The following is a 15,143-nucleotide window of genomic DNA, read 5'->3' on the forward strand; positions in this document are numbered from 1 at the left end:
CGGCGTCGTCTGGACGGGAACCGTAGGCTCGGGGCATGCGCGCTGCGATCGACCTCAACGCCGACCTCGGCGAGGGCTTCGGCGTGTGGGAGCTCGGAGACGACGACGCGATCCTGCGGGTGGTGTCGAGCGCGAGCATCGCGTGCGGATTCCACGCCGGCGATCCCTCGATCATGCTCGACCGCTGCCGGCTCGCGGCGGAGCGGGGAGTCGCGGTCGGTGCGCACGTCTCGTACCGCGATCTCGCGGGCTTCGGTCGACGAGACCTCCCCGTCGGCCCGGACGAGCTCCACGCCGACGTCGTCTACCAGATCGGAGCACTGCAGGCCGTCGCGCGGGCGGCCGGTACACGCGTCCGCTACGTCAAGCCGCACGGCGCCCTCTACAACCGCATCGTGCACGACGAGGTGCGGGCCGGAGCCGTCGCGGCCGCCGTGCACGACGCGGCACCGGGCCTGCCCGTCCTCGGGCTCGCCTCCTCCGCGATCGAGCGCGCCGCCGGGGACGCGGGCCTGCCCTTCCTCCGCGAGGCGTTCGTCGACCGCGGCTACCGCTCCGACGGCACCCTCGTGCCGCGCGGCGAGGAGGGGGCCGTCCTCGTCGACGTGCCGCTCGTCGCCGCTCGTGCGGTGCGGATGGCGACGGAGGGGACGGTCGTGGACCGCGACGGCGGGATCCTCCGGGTCGACGTCGACTCGCTGTGCGTGCACGGCGACTCCCCCGGCGCTCTCGCGATGGCGGAGGCCGTGCGGGACGCCCTCGCCCGGGCCGGGGTCGCCCTCGCGGCCGCGGTGCCGTGATCCCCGCGCGTCTGCTGCCCTCCGGCGATCGAGCGGTGCTCGTGGAGACGAGCGGTCTCGACGAGGCACTCGCGCTGGCGCTCGCCCTCGAGGCGGAGCGGCCGCAGGGCGTCGTCGATCTCGTTCCCGCGGCGCGCACCGTGCTGGTCGTCCTCGATCCCGACGTCCTCCCGGTGCCGGAGGCGGCCCGGTGGGTCCGGGCCGTCTGCGCGTCGGCGGCCACGGACGCCGCGGGCACGACGGGACGGCTGATCGTCGTGGACGTCGAGTACGACGGCGCGGACCTCGCGGACACCGCGACCGCACTCGGCTGGACGGTCGGCGAACTGGTGCGCCGCCACACGGCGACAGGGTGGCGGGCGGCCTTCGGCGGGTTCGCCCCCGGTTTCGCGTACCTCGTCGCGCTCGGCGACTGGCGGGAGGTGCCGCGCCGGGCGGAGCCGCGGACCCGCGTGCCCGCGGGATCGGTGGCGCTGGCGGGCCCCTACTCCGGCATCTACCCCCGTTCCTCCCCCGGCGGCTGGCAGCTGATCGGGACGACCGCGGCGATGCTCTGGGACGTCGAGCGGACACCGCCGGCGCTCCTCGCGCCGGGCGACGAGGTGCGGTTCCGGGAGGTGCGGTGAGCCTCCGCGTCCTCGACCCCGGCCCCCTCGCGCTCGTGCAGGACGCGGGCCGCCCGGGATTCGCCGCGCTCGGCGTGGGCCGCTCGGGCGCGATGGACGCCGGAGCCCTCCGCCTCGGGAACCGGCTGCTGGGCGGGGGCGCCGACGACGCGGGCCTGGAGCTGCTCGGCGCGGGCTTCGCCGTGAGCGCCGACGCGGACGTCTGGATCAGCCTGACCGGAGCCGACGGGGACGCGCGGATCGACGGGCGGAGCGTCGACCGGGTCCTCCCCGTGCTGCTGCCGGCCGGAGCCGTGCTGAGGCTGGGCCCGCTGCGCGCGGGGATCCGCCGCACGCTCGCGGTCCGGGGCGGGATCGACGTGCCCCCGGTGCTCGGGTCGCGCTCCCGCGACACCCTCGCGGCCCTCGGGCCCGAGCCGCTGCAGGCGGGGGACGTGCTGGCGATCGGACGCGCCTCCGGCGGCGTCGCCGCCCTCGACTGGTGGCCCTTCCCGGCGCCGGGTCGCGGAGCGACGCTCGCCGTGCACCCGGGACCGCGCCTCGAGCTGCTCCCGCCGGGCGCCTGGAGGGCGCTCCTCGACACTCCCTGGCACCTCGGCGACGCCGACCGCGTCGGACTCCGGCTGACCGGAGCACCGCTGCCGACGGGGCGCGGCGGCGAACTGCCGAGCGAGGGGATGCTGCACGGCTCGGTGCAGCTGCCGCCCTCCGGACTGCCCGTCGTCTTCGGACCGGACCACCCGGTGACCGGCGGCTACCCCGTGGTCGCCGTCGTCGACTCCGCGTCGCTCGACGCCCTCGCCCAGCTCGCCCCGGGGGATCCGGTGCGCTTCCGCGCGGTCAGCGGGCGGCGCGCTCCGCAGCCGTGACCACGTTGTGGATGAGCATGGCGCGGGTCATCGGGCCGACGCCGCCGGGAACCGGCGAGAGCCAGCCCGCGACCTCCGCCACTCCGGGAGCGACGTCACCGGTGAGCTTCGCGCGGCCGGTCTCCGGGTTCTCGACGCGGGTGATGCCCACGTCCAGCACGGCGGCGCCGGGCTTCACCCAGTCGGCGGCGATGAGCCCGGGGACGCCGACGGCGGCGACCACGATGTCGGCGCGGCGCACCTCCGCGGCGAGATCGGTCGTGCGCGAGTGGGTCAGGGTGACGGTTGCGTCGAGGCCCTTGCGCGTCAGGAGCAGCCCGAGCGGCCGACCGACGGTGAGACCGCGCCCGACCACCACGACGTGCTTGCCCGAGAGCGGGATGTCGTGCCGTCGCAGCATCTCGACGACGCCGTTGGGCGTACAGGGCAGGGGGCTGTCGAGCTCGCCCTCGACACCGAGCACCAGGCGGCCGAGATTCGTCGGGTGCAGCCCGTCGGCGTCCTTGTCGGGGTCCATCAGCTCGAGCATCGCGTTCTCGTCGATGCCCTTCGGCAGCGGCAGCTGGATGATGTAGCCGGTCACCGCCGCGGACTCGTTCAGCTGGCGGATCGCGCTGCGGATGTCCTCGGCCGAGGCCGTCGCGGGCAGGTCGACCCGGATCGACTCGATGCCGACCTCTGCGCAGTCGCGGTGCTTGCCGGCGACGTAGGAGCGGGAGGCCGGGTCGTCGCCGACCAGCAGCGTGCCGAGCCCCGGCACGATCCCCTTCTCGCGCAGCGCGGCGACCCGCACCGCGATCTCGGCCTTGACCGCCGTCGCCGTGGCGACTCCGTCGAGTACCTGTGCCGTCATCGGATGACTCCTCGTGTTCGAGCGGCGCGCACCGGGTCGCCGGGGACGTGTCGTCCGGCGACCGCGGCACGCGGAGGGCCAGGGGGCCCGGGTGGGATCCGCGGAGCCGGGCGGCTCCGCGGATCGGGGCTCAGAGCCCGGGGTAGAGCGGGAAGTCGTCCGTGAGGCGACCCACACGGGCGCGCAGGGCCTGCAGGTCGGCGGACGGCTTGAGCGCCTCGGCGATCACGTCGGCGACCTCGATGAACTCGTTCTCGCCGAAGCCGCGCGTCGCGAGCGCCGGCGTGCCGATGCGGAGCCCCGACGTGACCATCGGCGGACGCGGGTCGAACGGCACGGCGTTGCGGTTGACGGTGATGCCGACCTCGTGCAGCCGGTCCTCCGCCTGCTGGCCGTCGAGCGGGGAGTTGCGGAGGTCGGCGAGCACCAGGTGCACGTCGGTGCCTCCGGTGAGCACGTCGATGCCCTCGGCCTTCGCGTCGGGCGCGGTGAGGCGCTCGGCGAGGATCTGCGCGCCGCGGATCGTGCGGGCCTGGCGCTCGGCGAACTCCGCCTCGCCGGCGAGCTTGAAGGCCGTCGCCTTCGCCGCGATGACGTGCATCAGCGGGCCGCCCTGCTGGCCCGGGAACACGGCCGAGTTGAGCTTCTTGGCGTACTCCTGCCTGGCCAGGATGAGGCCGGAGCGGGGACCCGCCAGCGTCTTGTGCACGGTCGTGGTGACCACATCGGCGTGCGGGACGGGCGAGGGGTGCAGGCCCGCTGCGACGAGGCCGGCGAAGTGCGCCATGTCGACCCAGAGCTTCGCGCCGACCTCGTCGGCGATGGCGCGGAACGCCTCGAAGTCGAGGTGGCGCGGGTAGGCCGACCAGCCGGCGATCAGCACCTGCGGGCGGACCTCGAGGGCCTTCTCGCGCACGACGTCCATGTCGATGCGGAACGACTGCGGGTCGACGCCGTACGCGGTCGCGTTGTAGAGCTTGCCCGAGAAGTTGAGCTTCATGCCGTGCGTCAGATGACCGCCGTGGGCGAGCTCGAGCCCGAGGATCGTGTCGCCGGGCTGGATCAGCGCGGAGAGCGCTGCGGCGTTCGCGGTGGCACCGGAGTGGGGCTGCACGTTCGCGAACTCGGCGCCGAAGAGGGCCTTGGCGCGGTCGATCGCGAGCTGCTCGGCCACGTCGACGAACTCGCAGCCGCCGTAGTAGCGGCGGCCCGGGTAGCCCTCGGCGTACTTGTTGGTCAGGACCGAGCCCTGCGACTCCAGGATCGCGCGCGGCACGAAGTTCTCGCTCGCGATCATCTCGAGGTAGCCGCGCTGGCGGTCGAGCTCCTGCTGCAGGACGGCGGCGATCTCGGGATCGACGACCGAGACGGGCTGGTCGAACGATCCGGACGCACCGGTGGTCGCGGGACTCTGGGCGGTGGAAGAGGACACGGACGCTCCTTGACTGGGAAACGGAGGGTGCCCGCGCCGGTGCATCGAGGCGACTCGGCGCGTACGGGCGACCCGGACTACGGTATCCGTTCCAGCCCAGGCGTGCGGCGGGAAAAGTGTCCGGAGCGCGCCCCGGAGGAGGTGCCGCTCCCTGATGGTCACCCATCCGAACGCCAGTCGCGGCGCGGCCAGCTTAGCAACGCGCAGGCCGCGCTCCACTGCGCGACAGAACCCGACGATCACTCGGCTCGCTGGCAGGATCGTCGGGTCGACGAGCGGAGGAGGGTGCTGTGGCGAACGCGCACAGGGCGACTCCGGGCCCGCGGCTCGGGCGGTCCGACCGCTCCCACGCCGGCTCGGCGGGCGACGCCGAGCTGATCGACCGGGTGCGGGAGGGCGACGCGGCGGCCTCGGCCGAGCTGTGGCGACGGCACGCGCCCGCGGCTCGGTCCGTCGCACGGGCGTGGTCCACCCTCGACGCCGACGACCTCGTGTCGGAGGCGTTCCTCCGCACCCTCGACGCGCTCGCCCGCGGCGGCGGACCCGACGGCGCCTTCCGCCCCTACCTCTTCACCTCCGTCCGCAACGTCGCGTCCAGCTGGGGGCGGCGCGGAGCGCGGGAGCGGCCGCTCGAAGACGACGTGGCGACCCCCGAGGACGGACCGGAGGAGCGCGCCCTCGCAGCGCTGGACCGCGATCTCGGCGTGCGCGCCTTCCGCGCACTACCCGCCCGCTGGCGCGAGGTGCTCTGGTACACGGCGGTCGAGGGGATGAGCCCGGCCGAGGCCGCACCGCTGCTGGGCCTGCGACCGAACGGAGTGGCCGCGCTCGGGCACCGCGCCCGGGAGGGCCTGCGCGGGGCGTGGATCCAGGAGCACGTGGCCGCGAGCGCGGCCGACGGCGAGTGCCGGTGGGTCCTCGAGCGAGCGGGCGCGCACACTCGCGGGCGGCTGCCGATCCGGGACCGGCGGCGGGCGGACGCTCATCTCGCGACGTGCGAGTCCTGCCGCGCGGCCCTCGCCGAGGCGGCGGGAGCGGGCGCACGGCTGGCGATGCTGCTGCTGCCTCTCGCGGCGGGAGTCGGCGGGGCGGCGGCGTACGGCGCGGCGGGCGGTGCTGCAGGGGCGTCGGCGGGTGCGGCGGCCGGGGCGTCCGCGAGCGGAGCGGGTGCGTCCGCGAGCGGAGCGGGTGCGTCGGTGGTCGGAGTGTCGGTGGTCGGAGTGTCGGCCGGCGCGGGAGCGAGCGCGTCCCTCATCGCCGCAGTGGCCGTGACGGGGGTCGTCACCGCGGGTCTCGCTCTCGCCGCGCTCCTGCCGCCGGCGGGACCGCCCGCCGAGCAGCAGGTCGCGGTGGCACCCGTCGCCCCCGTCACCATCGAGGCGTCGGCGCCGACCGACCTCGCGGCGACGCCGGACACCGTCGCCTCGCCGACCCCGACCGCCACGGCCGGCGCGTCGCCGTCCACCGCCGTCGCGCTCGGTCCGCAGCCGGTCTCGGCACCCGCGCCCGCACCCGCCCCGCGCCCCGCGCCGGAGCCGAACACCGTGGTGCCGGAGCCCGCTCCGACCGCACCCGTGACGGCCGTCCCGTCCCCCGTCCCGACGACGACGGACTCGCCGCGGCCGACACCGACGGCCTCGCTCCCGGCGACCCCCGCGCCGACCCCGTCGCGAACGCCGACACCGACCCCGACACGAACACCGACACCGACACCAACACCGACGACGCCGACCCCCGCTCCGACGAGTCCGACGCCGACCGCCCTCCCGACGGCCGCACCTCCGACCCTCGCCCTGACAGCGGACCCCTCCGGGAGGCTCCTCCCCGACGCGCACGGCACCGCCGCTCCGCGCGCGGTGGTGACCGTCGAGGACGCGGCCGGCGGCGCCGCCCGCGCCTCGACCCGCGCCGACGCCGACGGCACCTGGTCGATCGAGCCGCTGCCCCTCCCTCCGGGCGCCACGACGGTCGTCGCCGTCTCCGACGGGCGCAGCACCCCGGTGACCGTCCGGCTGCAGGCTCCGCGACCGCTCGCTCCGCCCACGGCGAGCGCCGGCGACGGCGTACCGATCGTCGTGCTGTCGGCGACCGGACAGGTGGACGTGCTCGTCGACGGCGTGCTCCGGCGCAGTGTCTCTGCACGAGCCCCGGGGTTCACGGTCTCACTCGACCTCGCCGCCGGCGAGCACCGCGTCGGCGTGAGGTACGCCTCCTCGGACGGCCGCTACGGAGCCGAGGCGACCACGCGGGTGCGGGTCCTCCAGGACGCGGCCGCCAGCAGTGCCACGGCCAGCACGAGTCCCGCCGCGTAGACCACGGCGGTGCTCTCGAGACCGAACGCCCCGTAGACGACCGAGCCGACCAGCGCTCCCGCTCCGATCCCGGCGTTGAACGACGCCGTGTAGACCGCCGTCGCGGTGTCGCGGATCAGCGGATCCGCCACCTGCAGCAGTCGCGTCTGCAGCAGCGAGGGCAGCACCCCGAACGCGACTCCCCATATCGCGAAGGCGGGCAGCGCGAGGAGGGGCTGCGCCGGCGCCAGGTTCAGCACGACGGACGAGACGAGGACGACGCTCAGCGCGAGCAGGAGGGCGGCGACCGGTCGGCGGGTGACCGCGCGCGTGCCGGCGATGACGAGTCCGACCGCTCCGGCGGCTCCGTAGACGAAGAGCAGCGGCGACACCGCCTCGGCGGGCGCCTCCATCCGCTCGGTCGCGAAGGGGACGAGGTAGGTGGTGAAGGAGTAGTGGCCGGTCATCGCGACGGCGACCGCGACGCAGAGCACGGCGACCGCGCCGACGCCGCGGCCGGGCCGCAGCGCCTGGATCGAGCCCGTGGTGGTGGTCGGGACGGGGGTCTCGACGCTCGGGAGCACGCGAAGGACCAGCAGGACCCCCACCGCCATCAGCCCGGCCACGATCAGGAACGACACCCGCCAACCGACGAGCTGCCCGAGCGCCGTGCCCAGCGGCACACCGAGGACGAAGGCGAGCGTGCCGCCCGCGAAGGTGACCGCCACCGCCCGGCCGAGATCGCGCGGGCGGACGAGGCGGGCGGAGTAGGCGCCGACGACGGCCCAGAAGAGCCCGTGCCCCGCGCCGCCGACGATCCGGGCCGCGATGAGGAGGGGGTAGCTGGGCGCGAGCGCCGTCGCGACCGTGCCCAGTGTGAGCACGACGAGGACCGCGAGCAGGAGGGTGCGCCGGGGCACGCGGCGGGTGAGCAGCGCCAGCGGAGTGCTCGAGAGCACCACGGTGAACGCGAAGACGGTGACGAGCAGACCCGCCTGCGCCGGGGAGACGCCGAAGGACGCACCGAGCTCCGGGAGCAGCCCGGTGGGCATCATCTCGGCGGTGACGGAGAGGAAGATCACGCTCGAGAGGACGAGGAGCGGCGGCCAGGGGAAGCGGTCGCGGGCGGTGGGCGGCGCGGTGCGGACGGGAAGAACGGGTGAGGACATCGGAGTGCTCCGAGAGGCGAGTCCTGCCGCGGCGGCGGCTCCGCTCGAGGCGGTGGCGGCCCGAGGGCGGAGGATCGGCTGCGCGCCGTCGTGCGCGCCCGGGGCCGCGGGGAGTGCCGACGACCGCTGCCAGCCTACCCGCGGGCGCGGGGAGGGGTCCAGGACAGGCGGCTCCCGGCCGTTATCCTGGGCGGATGCAGTCCGACCCCGCAGCGCCCGCCTCCGACCGGCCCGTGCCCACCGGCACCGAGTTCACCGGGGTCGGCGACGGAGGTCCCGGCAACCACTGGACCCTCACGTTCGCGTGCCCGGACCTGCCCGGCATCGTCCACGCCGTCTCGGGCGCGGTCGTGCACGCGCGCGGCAACATCACCGAGAGCCAGCAGTTCTCGAGCGCCGACACCGGCCGCTTCTTCATGCGCCTGCAGGTCGAGTCGCCGGTGACCCGCGAGGAGTTCGAACGGGCGCTCCAGCCCATCACCGAGCACTACGGGATGACCTGGCGGCTGGACGTCGTCGGGCGGCCCCTCCGGACCCTGGTGCTGGCCTCGACGGCGGCGCACTGCGTCAACGACCTGCTGTTCCGCCAGCGCGCCGGTCAGCTGGCCGTGGACGTGCCGCTGATCCTGTCGAACCACGGAGTGCTGCGCGATCTCGCGGAGTTCTACGGAGTGCCGTTCGAGTCGCGCCCGGTCGTGTCGCCGGAGTCGAAGCGGGAGTTCGAGGAGCGGGTCGTCGAGGTCGTCGAGCAGCACGACATCGAGCTCGTCGTGCTCGCGCGCTACATGCAGATCCTCTCCCCCGAGCTCTGCGCGCGCCTGGCCGGCCGCGCCATCAACATCCATCATTCGTTCCTGCCCGGCTTCAAGGGCGCGAACCCCTACAAGCAGGCGCACGCGCGCGGCGTGAAGCTGATCGGCGCGACCGCCCACTTCGTGACGAGCGACCTCGACGAGGGTCCGATCATCGAGCAGAACGTCGTGCGCGTCGACCACTCGCACTCCCCCGCGCAGCTCGTCGCGATCGGTCAGGACGAGGAGAGCCGCACCCTCACCCAGGCGGTCAAGTGGTTCGCGGAGGACCGCGTGCTGCTCGACGGGGCGCGCACGATCATCTTCAAGTAGCGACGCCCGCGGCCGCTGCCGATACGGCGGGCGCGGTCCGGCGCAGCGGCAGCCTCGCGGCGAGCGCCAGGGGGATCGCGAGGACGGCCAGGACCGCGAGCTCGACGGCACGCTGGTCCGGGGCGACGAAGGAGAGCACGAGCTCCGGGGCCACCATCGCGACGATCACGACCGAGTAGCTCGCTGCGGCCCCTGCAAGGACCAGAGCTGCGGCGAGGACGAGGGCCGCGACCGTGTCCCGTGCTACGCCGGCGACGCCGCGGGACGGGAACGCGCCGCACAGTGCGGGCGGAGCGAGGACAGCGAGGACCGGTGCACCGGGTCCCATCCACCCGTTCGTCGTCGCCGCCGCGACGAGGACCACGAGGCCGACGACGCAGGCGAGTGCCAGGAGGCGAGCCGCTGCCGTCCGCCCCGTCACGGCCAGACCGGCGGCGACCACGAGACCCGCCGCGACGAGGACCGTCGGATTCGAGAAGGGGCCGAGGAAGCCCTCGGCGACGCGGCCGTCGCTCCACGTGACCGTGACCGCGTAGAGGAGGGCGAGCACCGCCGCGACGACGAGTGCTGCGGCCGTCGTCCTCCGACGGTCGCTCCGACGCCAGGAGTGATGCGCGATGCCGTCGATCACCAGGTGCAGAGCCTCACCACGAGCGGGGCGCTCGCGGCCGTGGGCCTCCGCGTCGTCGAGGAGCATCCCGAGCACCACGTCGCCGTGCTCGCGTCGCCAGTCTTCCGGGTACCAGCGGAGGAGGAGGCGGTACCTCTGTTCGGGGTTCATGCCGTCACTCCCTCGGGTCGCTCGGACAGACCCGCCCGCGCCTGCTCGACCATCGTCTCGAGGCGGCCGAGTTCTGCGGCGAGGGCTGCGGCCCCGGCGCCGGTCAGCCGGAAGAACCGCCGCAGCCGTCCGTCCGACACCTCCTCGCCGTCGACCGCCACGAGGCCGTCTGCCGCGAGACGCTCGAGGGCGGAGTAGAGCGTCGGCACCTTCAGCACCGCGTCTCCCGACGAGAGCTCGCGGGCCTCAGCCAGGATCGCGTAGCCGTGCCTCCTCCCCCGCGACAGCACGGTGAGGATCCAGAACGCCGTCGGCGGGAGCGGAGGTGTCATGATCACGAGAATACTCTCGCGTCGAGAGCATAGGAAGCACGGGCGACGGCGGAGGCGTCACTCCCCCAGGGTGATGGCTCGGAGGGCCCGGACGTGCGAGTCGAACGCGGCGGCTCCGGGTCGGGTCAGCGACACCCACGTCACGCGCCGCGAGTCACTCCGGGCGGAGGACGAACTCTTGAGACTGCTCGTGAAGCCGGCGTCGGCGAGGACCTTCAGGTGCTTCGAGAGCGTCGCGTCGCTCACTCCGAGAGTGTCGCGCAGGACGCCGAAGTCGACCCCGTCGCCGGCCCGCAGCAGACCGCAGATGCGCAGCCGGAGCGGCGCGTGGATGACCTCGTCGAACCGCGCGTCAGCGGACACGGCGCATCCGTTCGCGAGCCGAGGCGGTGAAGGCGGAGGTGGCGCCGACTCCGACCGCGAACGCCACCGCCGTCGGCAGGGCCACCCAGCCGTGCAGATCGAACGAGGCGAACCCGAGGGCGACGCTGTAGAGCGCGAGCACCAGGACGAGTGCCGCGCCGGTGAGCAGACACGGCATCGCGCCGAGGCGTCCGAGCGCGACGCCGGTCGCGCGACGGTAGGCCCAGAGCAGCACGGCGCCGAGGGCGAGCGCGGGCAGGATCCCGCCGGGCAGGTCCTCGCCGGCGGCGGGGCGCACCACGAAGAGTGCGGCGACCAGGCCGAAGCCGACTGCGAGCCACCAGGGGGTGCGGACGCGGTCGGCCAGACGGGCGCGGTCGGCGGACAGCTCGCGGAGGATGTCGTCGTTTTCCATGGTGGAAAGTCTTGCAGAGACTTTCCGGGAGAGCAACAGACTCTCGGACTCCGCCGGGGGCGGGCCGGTTAGCATGGTCGGCGTGAATTCAGCGAGAGCGACCGCAGCGGACCGCGACCCCCGGATCGGCCCGAACGCCGTCGTGCGCTTCGTGCTCGAGCTGTTCGCGCTGATCACGTTCGGCCTCTGGGGCTTCAGTGGCTTCGACGTGCCACTGAACATCGTCGTCGGCATCGGCGCTCCCGTTCTCGCCGCTCTCGTCTGGGCGCTCTTCCTCTCGCCGCGCGCCGTCCTCGCGATCGACGTCTACGGCCGCTCCCTGATCGAGCTCCTCGTCTTCGGAGCCGCGGCGCTCGCCTGGCTCGATCTCGGGCAGCCGGTCGTCGCGATCGCGTTCGGCGTCGTCGCGATCGTCTCGGGCGTCATCGCCGGGCGCCGCTCGATCTCGTAGCAGCGCCGGAGACGGCGCTCGATCTCCCGGCAGCGCCACCGACGACGGACGGCCGCCCCGCCGCTCCCGGAGGAGCGATCAGGACGGCCGTCGTGTCGAGCGGAGCGGCTACTCCGCCGCGGTCTCCTCACGCAGCGTCACGGCGCGGCGTCGGACTCCGGTGATGACCGCTCCGGCGCCGATCAGCGCCAGCGCGGCGGCTCCGAGGAGCCCTCCCTGGAAGCCCGTCGAGGGCAGGTGACCCGGTCCGCCGGTGCCGGGCAGGCCCGGTCCGGAGGTCGGCGACGACGTCGGCGCGGGGCCGGCGGTCGGTCCGGCGGTCGGAGTCGCGGTCGGCTCCGGTGCACCGGTCGGCGCGGGCGTCGCGGTCGGGGTCGCGGTCGGCTCGGCCGTGGGCGTCGCGGTCGGCTGCGGTCCGGGCGAGACGTCCTCGGTCACGTCGACGCTCACGAGCGTCGCGAGTCCCGAGTCCGCATAGGCGATGCGCCCGAGGTACTGCGCGGGGCCCGCCAGGTCCGACCACGAGACCGAGTACGACGTGGGCTCGCCGAGCACGGCGTCCACGGTCTCGGGCTCGGTCGTGAGCGAGCCGAGGCCGCCCTCCTCGGTGACGACGAAGCTGCGCAGGTCGAAGGCGACGGTGTCGTCGGATCCGACCGCGTAGATGTCGGCGGTCACCCGGTAGGTGCCCGCGTCCGGCGAGTCGAGGTCGACCCGCTCGTCGGCCGAGGCGGTGGCCGAGACGGCCTCGCCCACGGGCTCCCCGTCGGCGTCCAGCAGCTCGACGTACAGGTCCAGGTCGGACGTGTCGTCGATCGCGTCGAGGTCGAAGCGCGCGAAGGTCGCACCCTCGGGCACCTCGACGCTCGTCACGAACGTCTCCCCCGCGGGCAGGACGCCCGAGTGGCCGTCCTCGGCCGACTCGTCCTCTGCCAGCACTCCCCGGGCGAGTCCGCTCGGCGAGAGCGGCAGCGCGCCGTCGATGCCGGGCGTGATCGTGGCGGTCGTGGATCCGGTCGAACCGGAGCCGGAGACCTCGAAGGGCGCGTCGAGCAGCACCGGGCGCACGGCCACGGGGCTGCGCACCTCGTGCTCGGCGCTCGTCCAGGTGAGGTAGCCCGTCGCGAACTCGGCGAGCCCGGCGTCCTCGGTCGTGAAGGTGACCGTGTACTCGGCGCTCTCGCCCGCCGCCCCGAAGGTCAGGGTCTGGGGCGAGACGACGGCATCGATCCCGGGCACGTCGATCGAGGCGGTGTACACGCCGGGACCGGTCGCGGTGACCGTGCGCGTGACCGTCTGCGTCCCCGCGAGCGAGCCGATGGCGATCGAGGGCTGGTTCAGGTCGGACGGGTCGATGGCGTCGACCGCGAAGTCGGGGTCGAACACGTAGCCCGCGCCCTTGAGGAACGCGATCCAGTCGGTCGGGCCGCTCTCGTAGAGGAGTCCCGGGTCGAGGAACGCGGTCGGGTCGACGTGTCCGGCGCCCTGCGCGAAGACGTCGGTGGAGGGGTTCCCCGCCTGGTCGACGCTGTCGTACGCGGTCGTCATCATGGCCGACTTCACGGCCGACGGGGAGGCGGTCGGAGAGGCGCCGAGGATCAGCGCCGCGAGGCCCGCCACGTGCGGCGAGGACATCGAGGTCCCCGACTCGAACGCGAAGGCCGGGTCGTCGCCCTCCTCGTTGAAGGAGTCGGCGAGGATCGCGACTCCGGGAGCCGTGAGGTCGGGCTTGAGCACGTCGGTGCCGTCGGCCTCGGCCGGGCCGCGCGACGAGAAGCCGGCGACCTGCGGGACGGGGATCTCGGCGCCCGTGAGGTTGCCCTCGCTGAGCTCGACGGTCGCGCCGTCGGTGGAGGCGTACTCGGTGATCGCCTCGTAGGCCTGGGAGTCGATCTGGATGGACGGGACCGAGTGGTCGTCGACGTGCAGCGCGTTGGGGGTCGGGTTCAGCAGCAGCATGCCGACGCCGCCGGCCCGCTCGACCTCGGCCGACTTGGAGACGCGCGCGGTGGTGCCCGCGGTGCAGGCCACGACGGCGCCCTTCACCTTGTCGGGATCCAGCGTGCCGGGCGCGCAGATCTCGGGCGTCTCGGCGCCCGAGCGCACGACGTCGGCGCTGTTCACCAGCGGAGCCTCCAGGTCCTCGTGGACCGAGATGGAGCCGCCGACGAACGCCTGACCGTCACCCAGGGCGGCGGTCGCCGTGTACGACGGGATCGAGGACGCTGCGACCGTGGTGTACCACGGCGAGGCGTGGTCGAGGGTCGAGGCGTCGGGGCCGGAGTTGCCCGCCGAGGCCGCCACGAAGACGCCCGCGGCCGCGGCGTTCAGGAACGCCTCGTCGTAGAGGGTGAGCGTGGAGGTCGCCGAGCCGCCGCCGATCGAGAAGTTGATCACGTCGACTCCGTCCGTCACGGCCGCTTCGATCGCGCCGAGGATGCCGGGGCCGGAGCAGAAGTCGTCGTCGTCCGTGCCCTCGACGTCGCCGTTCCAGCAGACCTTGTAGGCCGCGACCTTCGCCGCCGGAGCGACGCCCGAGATGGTGCCGTAGTCGTAGCCGTCGACGCTCGCCTCGACGTCCGCGTTGCCGGCGGCGGTGCTCGCGGTGTGCGAGCCGTGCCCGTCGGCGTCGCGCGGAGACAGGAACTCGGGGTTGTCGTCCGAGCCGACCTTCTCGGAGTCGCCGAGGAACCAGCGTGCGCCGATCAGCTTCTGGCTGCACTCGTCGCCGTCCCACTGCTGGGAGGAGTCGGAGCCGGTCTCGCACGCTCCGACGAACTCGCCGCCGTCGGACTTGCGATAGGTGATGGTCTCGCCGTCCGTGTACGGCGCGGCTCCCGGCGACGTGGCCAGGGGTGGTCCGTCGAACGAGGGGTTCTCGGGCGCGATGCCGGAGTCGATGACACCGACGACGATGCCCGCTCCCGCGGCGTCGACGCCGCCGACCGCGTTCCAGACGCCGTCCTCGCCCTCGAGGCCGAGGAAGTCGGTCGAGCGCTGCTGCCCGGTGTCGGGCACGGGAGTGCCGGCGCCCGGCTCCGCCGTGACCAGCGGAGCGGTCTGAGCGGCTCCGCGAGCCCGGTCGAGGGTGAGGTCCTCGATCTCGCGCACCTGCGCGACGTCCTTGCGGTTCGCGAGGACGCTCGCCTGCGCGGCGGTGAGGGTGGCGGAGAAGCCGTTGAGGGCGACCGTGTAGTGGTAGCCGATCCGCGCGTCGACCGCGGCGGCGACGGCGTCCTGGCGCTTCTCCAGGTGCTCGGCGTAGTCCTCCACCGGAGCGGAGCGGGCCTGCAGCTGCGCCCCGGCGTCGGGTGCGGTGCGGGCGAAGCGGGCGTCGGTGCCCTCGTAGGTCGCGGCGGACGGCTCGACGAGGGTGACGACGTAGTCGCCGTCGTCGAAGCTCTGCAGCGACGAGAGGCCGCCGACGAGGGAGGCGCTCCCGATCACGGGGGCGGCGCTGGCGCCCGTGGCGGCGAAGGCAGCGGAGGCGGCGACGCCGAGGACGGCCAGACCCGCGAGGATCCGCCTCTCCGCGCGTCGGACTCTCGGTGGGTGGAAGGGCTGGATCGGCAAACGATGTCCTCTACTCGCAGTCGCTGGGAACCGGATCGGTTCCCGCATAGAAACGACCCTACGA

At 74.2% G+C, this 15,143-nt stretch carries 14 protein-coding genes and 1 riboswitch; of the genes, 6 read left to right on the plus strand and 8 right to left on the minus strand.

What is annotated here, in order from left to right:
- The first annotated feature begins 35 nt into the window (after positions 1-35).
- From LRG51_RS06550 to LRG51_RS19580, 3 genes are read left to right on the plus strand one after another with little or no spacing between them, the layout of a single operon-like run.
- The gene (locus LRG51_RS06550) at positions 36-800 is read left to right on the plus strand and encodes a LamB/YcsF family protein (protein ID WP_230671803.1); all 765 of its coding nucleotides are present in this window, start codon (positions 36-38) and stop codon (positions 798-800) included.
- Complete coding sequence (locus tag LRG51_RS19575) at positions 797-1,426, plus strand: 5-oxoprolinase subunit B family protein (RefSeq protein ID WP_329958722.1); 630 nt, start codon at positions 797-799, stop codon at positions 1,424-1,426. The genes LRG51_RS06550 and LRG51_RS19575 overlap by 4 nt, the downstream gene beginning before the upstream one ends.
- On the plus strand, positions 1,423-2,295 hold the full coding sequence (locus LRG51_RS19580) for a biotin-dependent carboxyltransferase family protein (RefSeq protein ID WP_329958723.1): 873 nt from the start codon (positions 1,423-1,425) through the stop codon (positions 2,293-2,295). Before LRG51_RS19575 ends, LRG51_RS19580 begins: the two co-directional genes overlap by 4 nt.
- On the opposite strand, the gene LRG51_RS06560 is transcribed toward LRG51_RS19580, so the two are convergent.
- Together LRG51_RS06560 and glyA are read right to left on the minus strand one after the other, a co-directional pair.
- Positions 2,267-3,148 carry a bifunctional methylenetetrahydrofolate dehydrogenase/methenyltetrahydrofolate cyclohydrolase gene (locus tag LRG51_RS06560; protein ID WP_055787573.1) on the minus strand — a complete coding sequence of 294 codons (882 nt, stop codon included), beginning with the start codon at positions 3,146-3,148 and terminating at the stop codon, positions 2,267-2,269. The two genes, LRG51_RS19580 and LRG51_RS06560, sit on opposite strands and share 29 nt — an antisense overlap.
- 130 nt (positions 3,149-3,278) lie before the next feature.
- Positions 3,279-4,580 carry a serine hydroxymethyltransferase gene (gene glyA, locus LRG51_RS06565; RefSeq protein WP_055787570.1) on the minus strand — a complete coding sequence of 434 codons (1,302 nt, stop codon included), beginning with the start codon at positions 4,578-4,580 and terminating at the stop codon, positions 3,279-3,281.
- An 87-nt stretch (positions 4,581-4,667) separates the two neighbouring features.
- A riboswitch (ZMP/ZTP riboswitch) is annotated at positions 4,668-4,771 on the minus strand.
- A 99-nt stretch (positions 4,772-4,870) separates the two neighbouring features.
- On the opposite strand from glyA, the gene LRG51_RS06570 reads away from it, so the two are divergent.
- Positions 4,871-6,892, plus strand: coding sequence for a sigma-70 family RNA polymerase sigma factor (locus tag LRG51_RS06570; RefSeq protein WP_230671805.1), 2,022 nt, complete (start codon positions 4,871-4,873; stop codon positions 6,890-6,892).
- Here the strand turns inward: LRG51_RS06570 and LRG51_RS06575 are convergent.
- The gene (locus LRG51_RS06575; protein ID WP_230671807.1) at positions 6,805-8,040 is read right to left on the minus strand and encodes an MFS transporter; all 1,236 of its coding nucleotides are present in this window, start codon (positions 8,038-8,040) and stop codon (positions 6,805-6,807) included. The two genes, LRG51_RS06570 and LRG51_RS06575, sit on opposite strands and share 88 nt — an antisense overlap.
- Positions 8,041-8,234: 194 nt before the next feature.
- On the opposite strand from LRG51_RS06575, the gene purU reads away from it, so the two are divergent.
- On the plus strand, positions 8,235-9,164 hold the full coding sequence (gene purU / locus LRG51_RS06580) for a formyltetrahydrofolate deformylase (RefSeq protein WP_082480998.1): 930 nt from the start codon (positions 8,235-8,237) through the stop codon (positions 9,162-9,164).
- Here the strand turns inward: purU and LRG51_RS06585 are convergent.
- Genes LRG51_RS06585 through LRG51_RS06600 form a run of 4 tightly spaced genes read right to left on the minus strand, consistent with a single transcriptional unit; the run spans position 9,157 to position 11,055 of the window.
- Complete coding sequence (locus tag LRG51_RS06585) at positions 9,157-9,945, minus strand: hypothetical protein (protein ID WP_230671809.1); 789 nt, start codon at positions 9,943-9,945, stop codon at positions 9,157-9,159. The two genes, purU and LRG51_RS06585, sit on opposite strands and share 8 nt — an antisense overlap.
- Positions 9,942-10,277, minus strand: coding sequence for a PadR family transcriptional regulator (locus LRG51_RS06590; protein WP_230671811.1), 336 nt, complete (start codon positions 10,275-10,277; stop codon positions 9,942-9,944). Before LRG51_RS06590 ends, LRG51_RS06585 begins: the two co-directional genes overlap by 4 nt.
- 57 nt (positions 10,278-10,334) lie before the next feature.
- The gene (locus LRG51_RS06595; protein WP_055787560.1) at positions 10,335-10,640 is read right to left on the minus strand and encodes a transcriptional regulator; all 306 of its coding nucleotides are present in this window, start codon (positions 10,638-10,640) and stop codon (positions 10,335-10,337) included.
- Entirely contained in the window at positions 10,630-11,055 is a 426-nt protein-coding gene (locus tag LRG51_RS06600) for a hypothetical protein (protein ID WP_230671813.1), read from the minus strand. Before LRG51_RS06600 ends, LRG51_RS06595 begins: the two co-directional genes overlap by 11 nt.
- Positions 11,056-11,137: 82 nt before the next feature.
- On the opposite strand from LRG51_RS06600, the gene LRG51_RS06605 reads away from it, so the two are divergent.
- Entirely contained in the window at positions 11,138-11,506 is a 369-nt protein-coding gene (locus tag LRG51_RS06605) for a YrdB family protein (protein ID WP_230671815.1), read from the plus strand.
- Positions 11,507-11,614: 108 nt separating this feature from the next.
- On the opposite strand, the gene LRG51_RS06610 is transcribed toward LRG51_RS06605, so the two are convergent.
- A complete protein-coding gene (locus LRG51_RS06610) occupies positions 11,615-15,079 on the minus strand; it encodes a S8 family serine peptidase (RefSeq protein ID WP_230671817.1) in 3,465 nt (1,154 codons plus the stop codon).
- Positions 15,080-15,143 lie beyond the last annotated feature (64 nt).

The organism is Rathayibacter sp. Leaf248, from assembly GCF_920939495.1.
Lineage (GTDB): Bacteria > Actinomycetota > Actinomycetes > Actinomycetales > Microbacteriaceae > Rathayibacter > Rathayibacter caricis.

What these genes read in the sequence shown, in the direction of transcription:
- LRG51_RS06585 (WP_230671809.1), bottom strand. Translation starts at nt 9,945, where the DNA reads ATGAACCCCGAACAGAGGTACCGCCTCCTCCTCCGCTGGTACCCGGAA.
- LRG51_RS06560 (WP_055787573.1), bottom strand. Translation starts at nt 3,148, where the DNA reads ATGACGGCACAGGTACTCGACGGAGTCGCCACGGCGACGGCGGTCAAG.
- LRG51_RS06590 (WP_230671811.1), bottom strand. Translation starts at nt 10,277, where the DNA reads ATGACACCTCCGCTCCCGCCGACGGCGTTCTGGATCCTCACCGTGCTG.
- LRG51_RS06575 (WP_230671807.1), bottom strand. Translation starts at nt 8,040, where the DNA reads ATGTCCTCACCCGTTCTTCCCGTCCGCACCGCGCCGCCCACCGCCCGC.
- LRG51_RS06600 (WP_230671813.1), bottom strand. Translation starts at nt 11,055, where the DNA reads ATGGAAAACGACGACATCCTCCGCGAGCTGTCCGCCGACCGCGCCCGT.
- LRG51_RS06550 (WP_230671803.1), top strand. Translation starts at nt 36, where the DNA reads ATGCGCGCTGCGATCGACCTCAACGCCGACCTCGGCGAGGGCTTCGGC.
- purU (WP_082480998.1), top strand. Translation starts at nt 8,235, where the DNA reads ATGCAGTCCGACCCCGCAGCGCCCGCCTCCGACCGGCCCGTGCCCACC.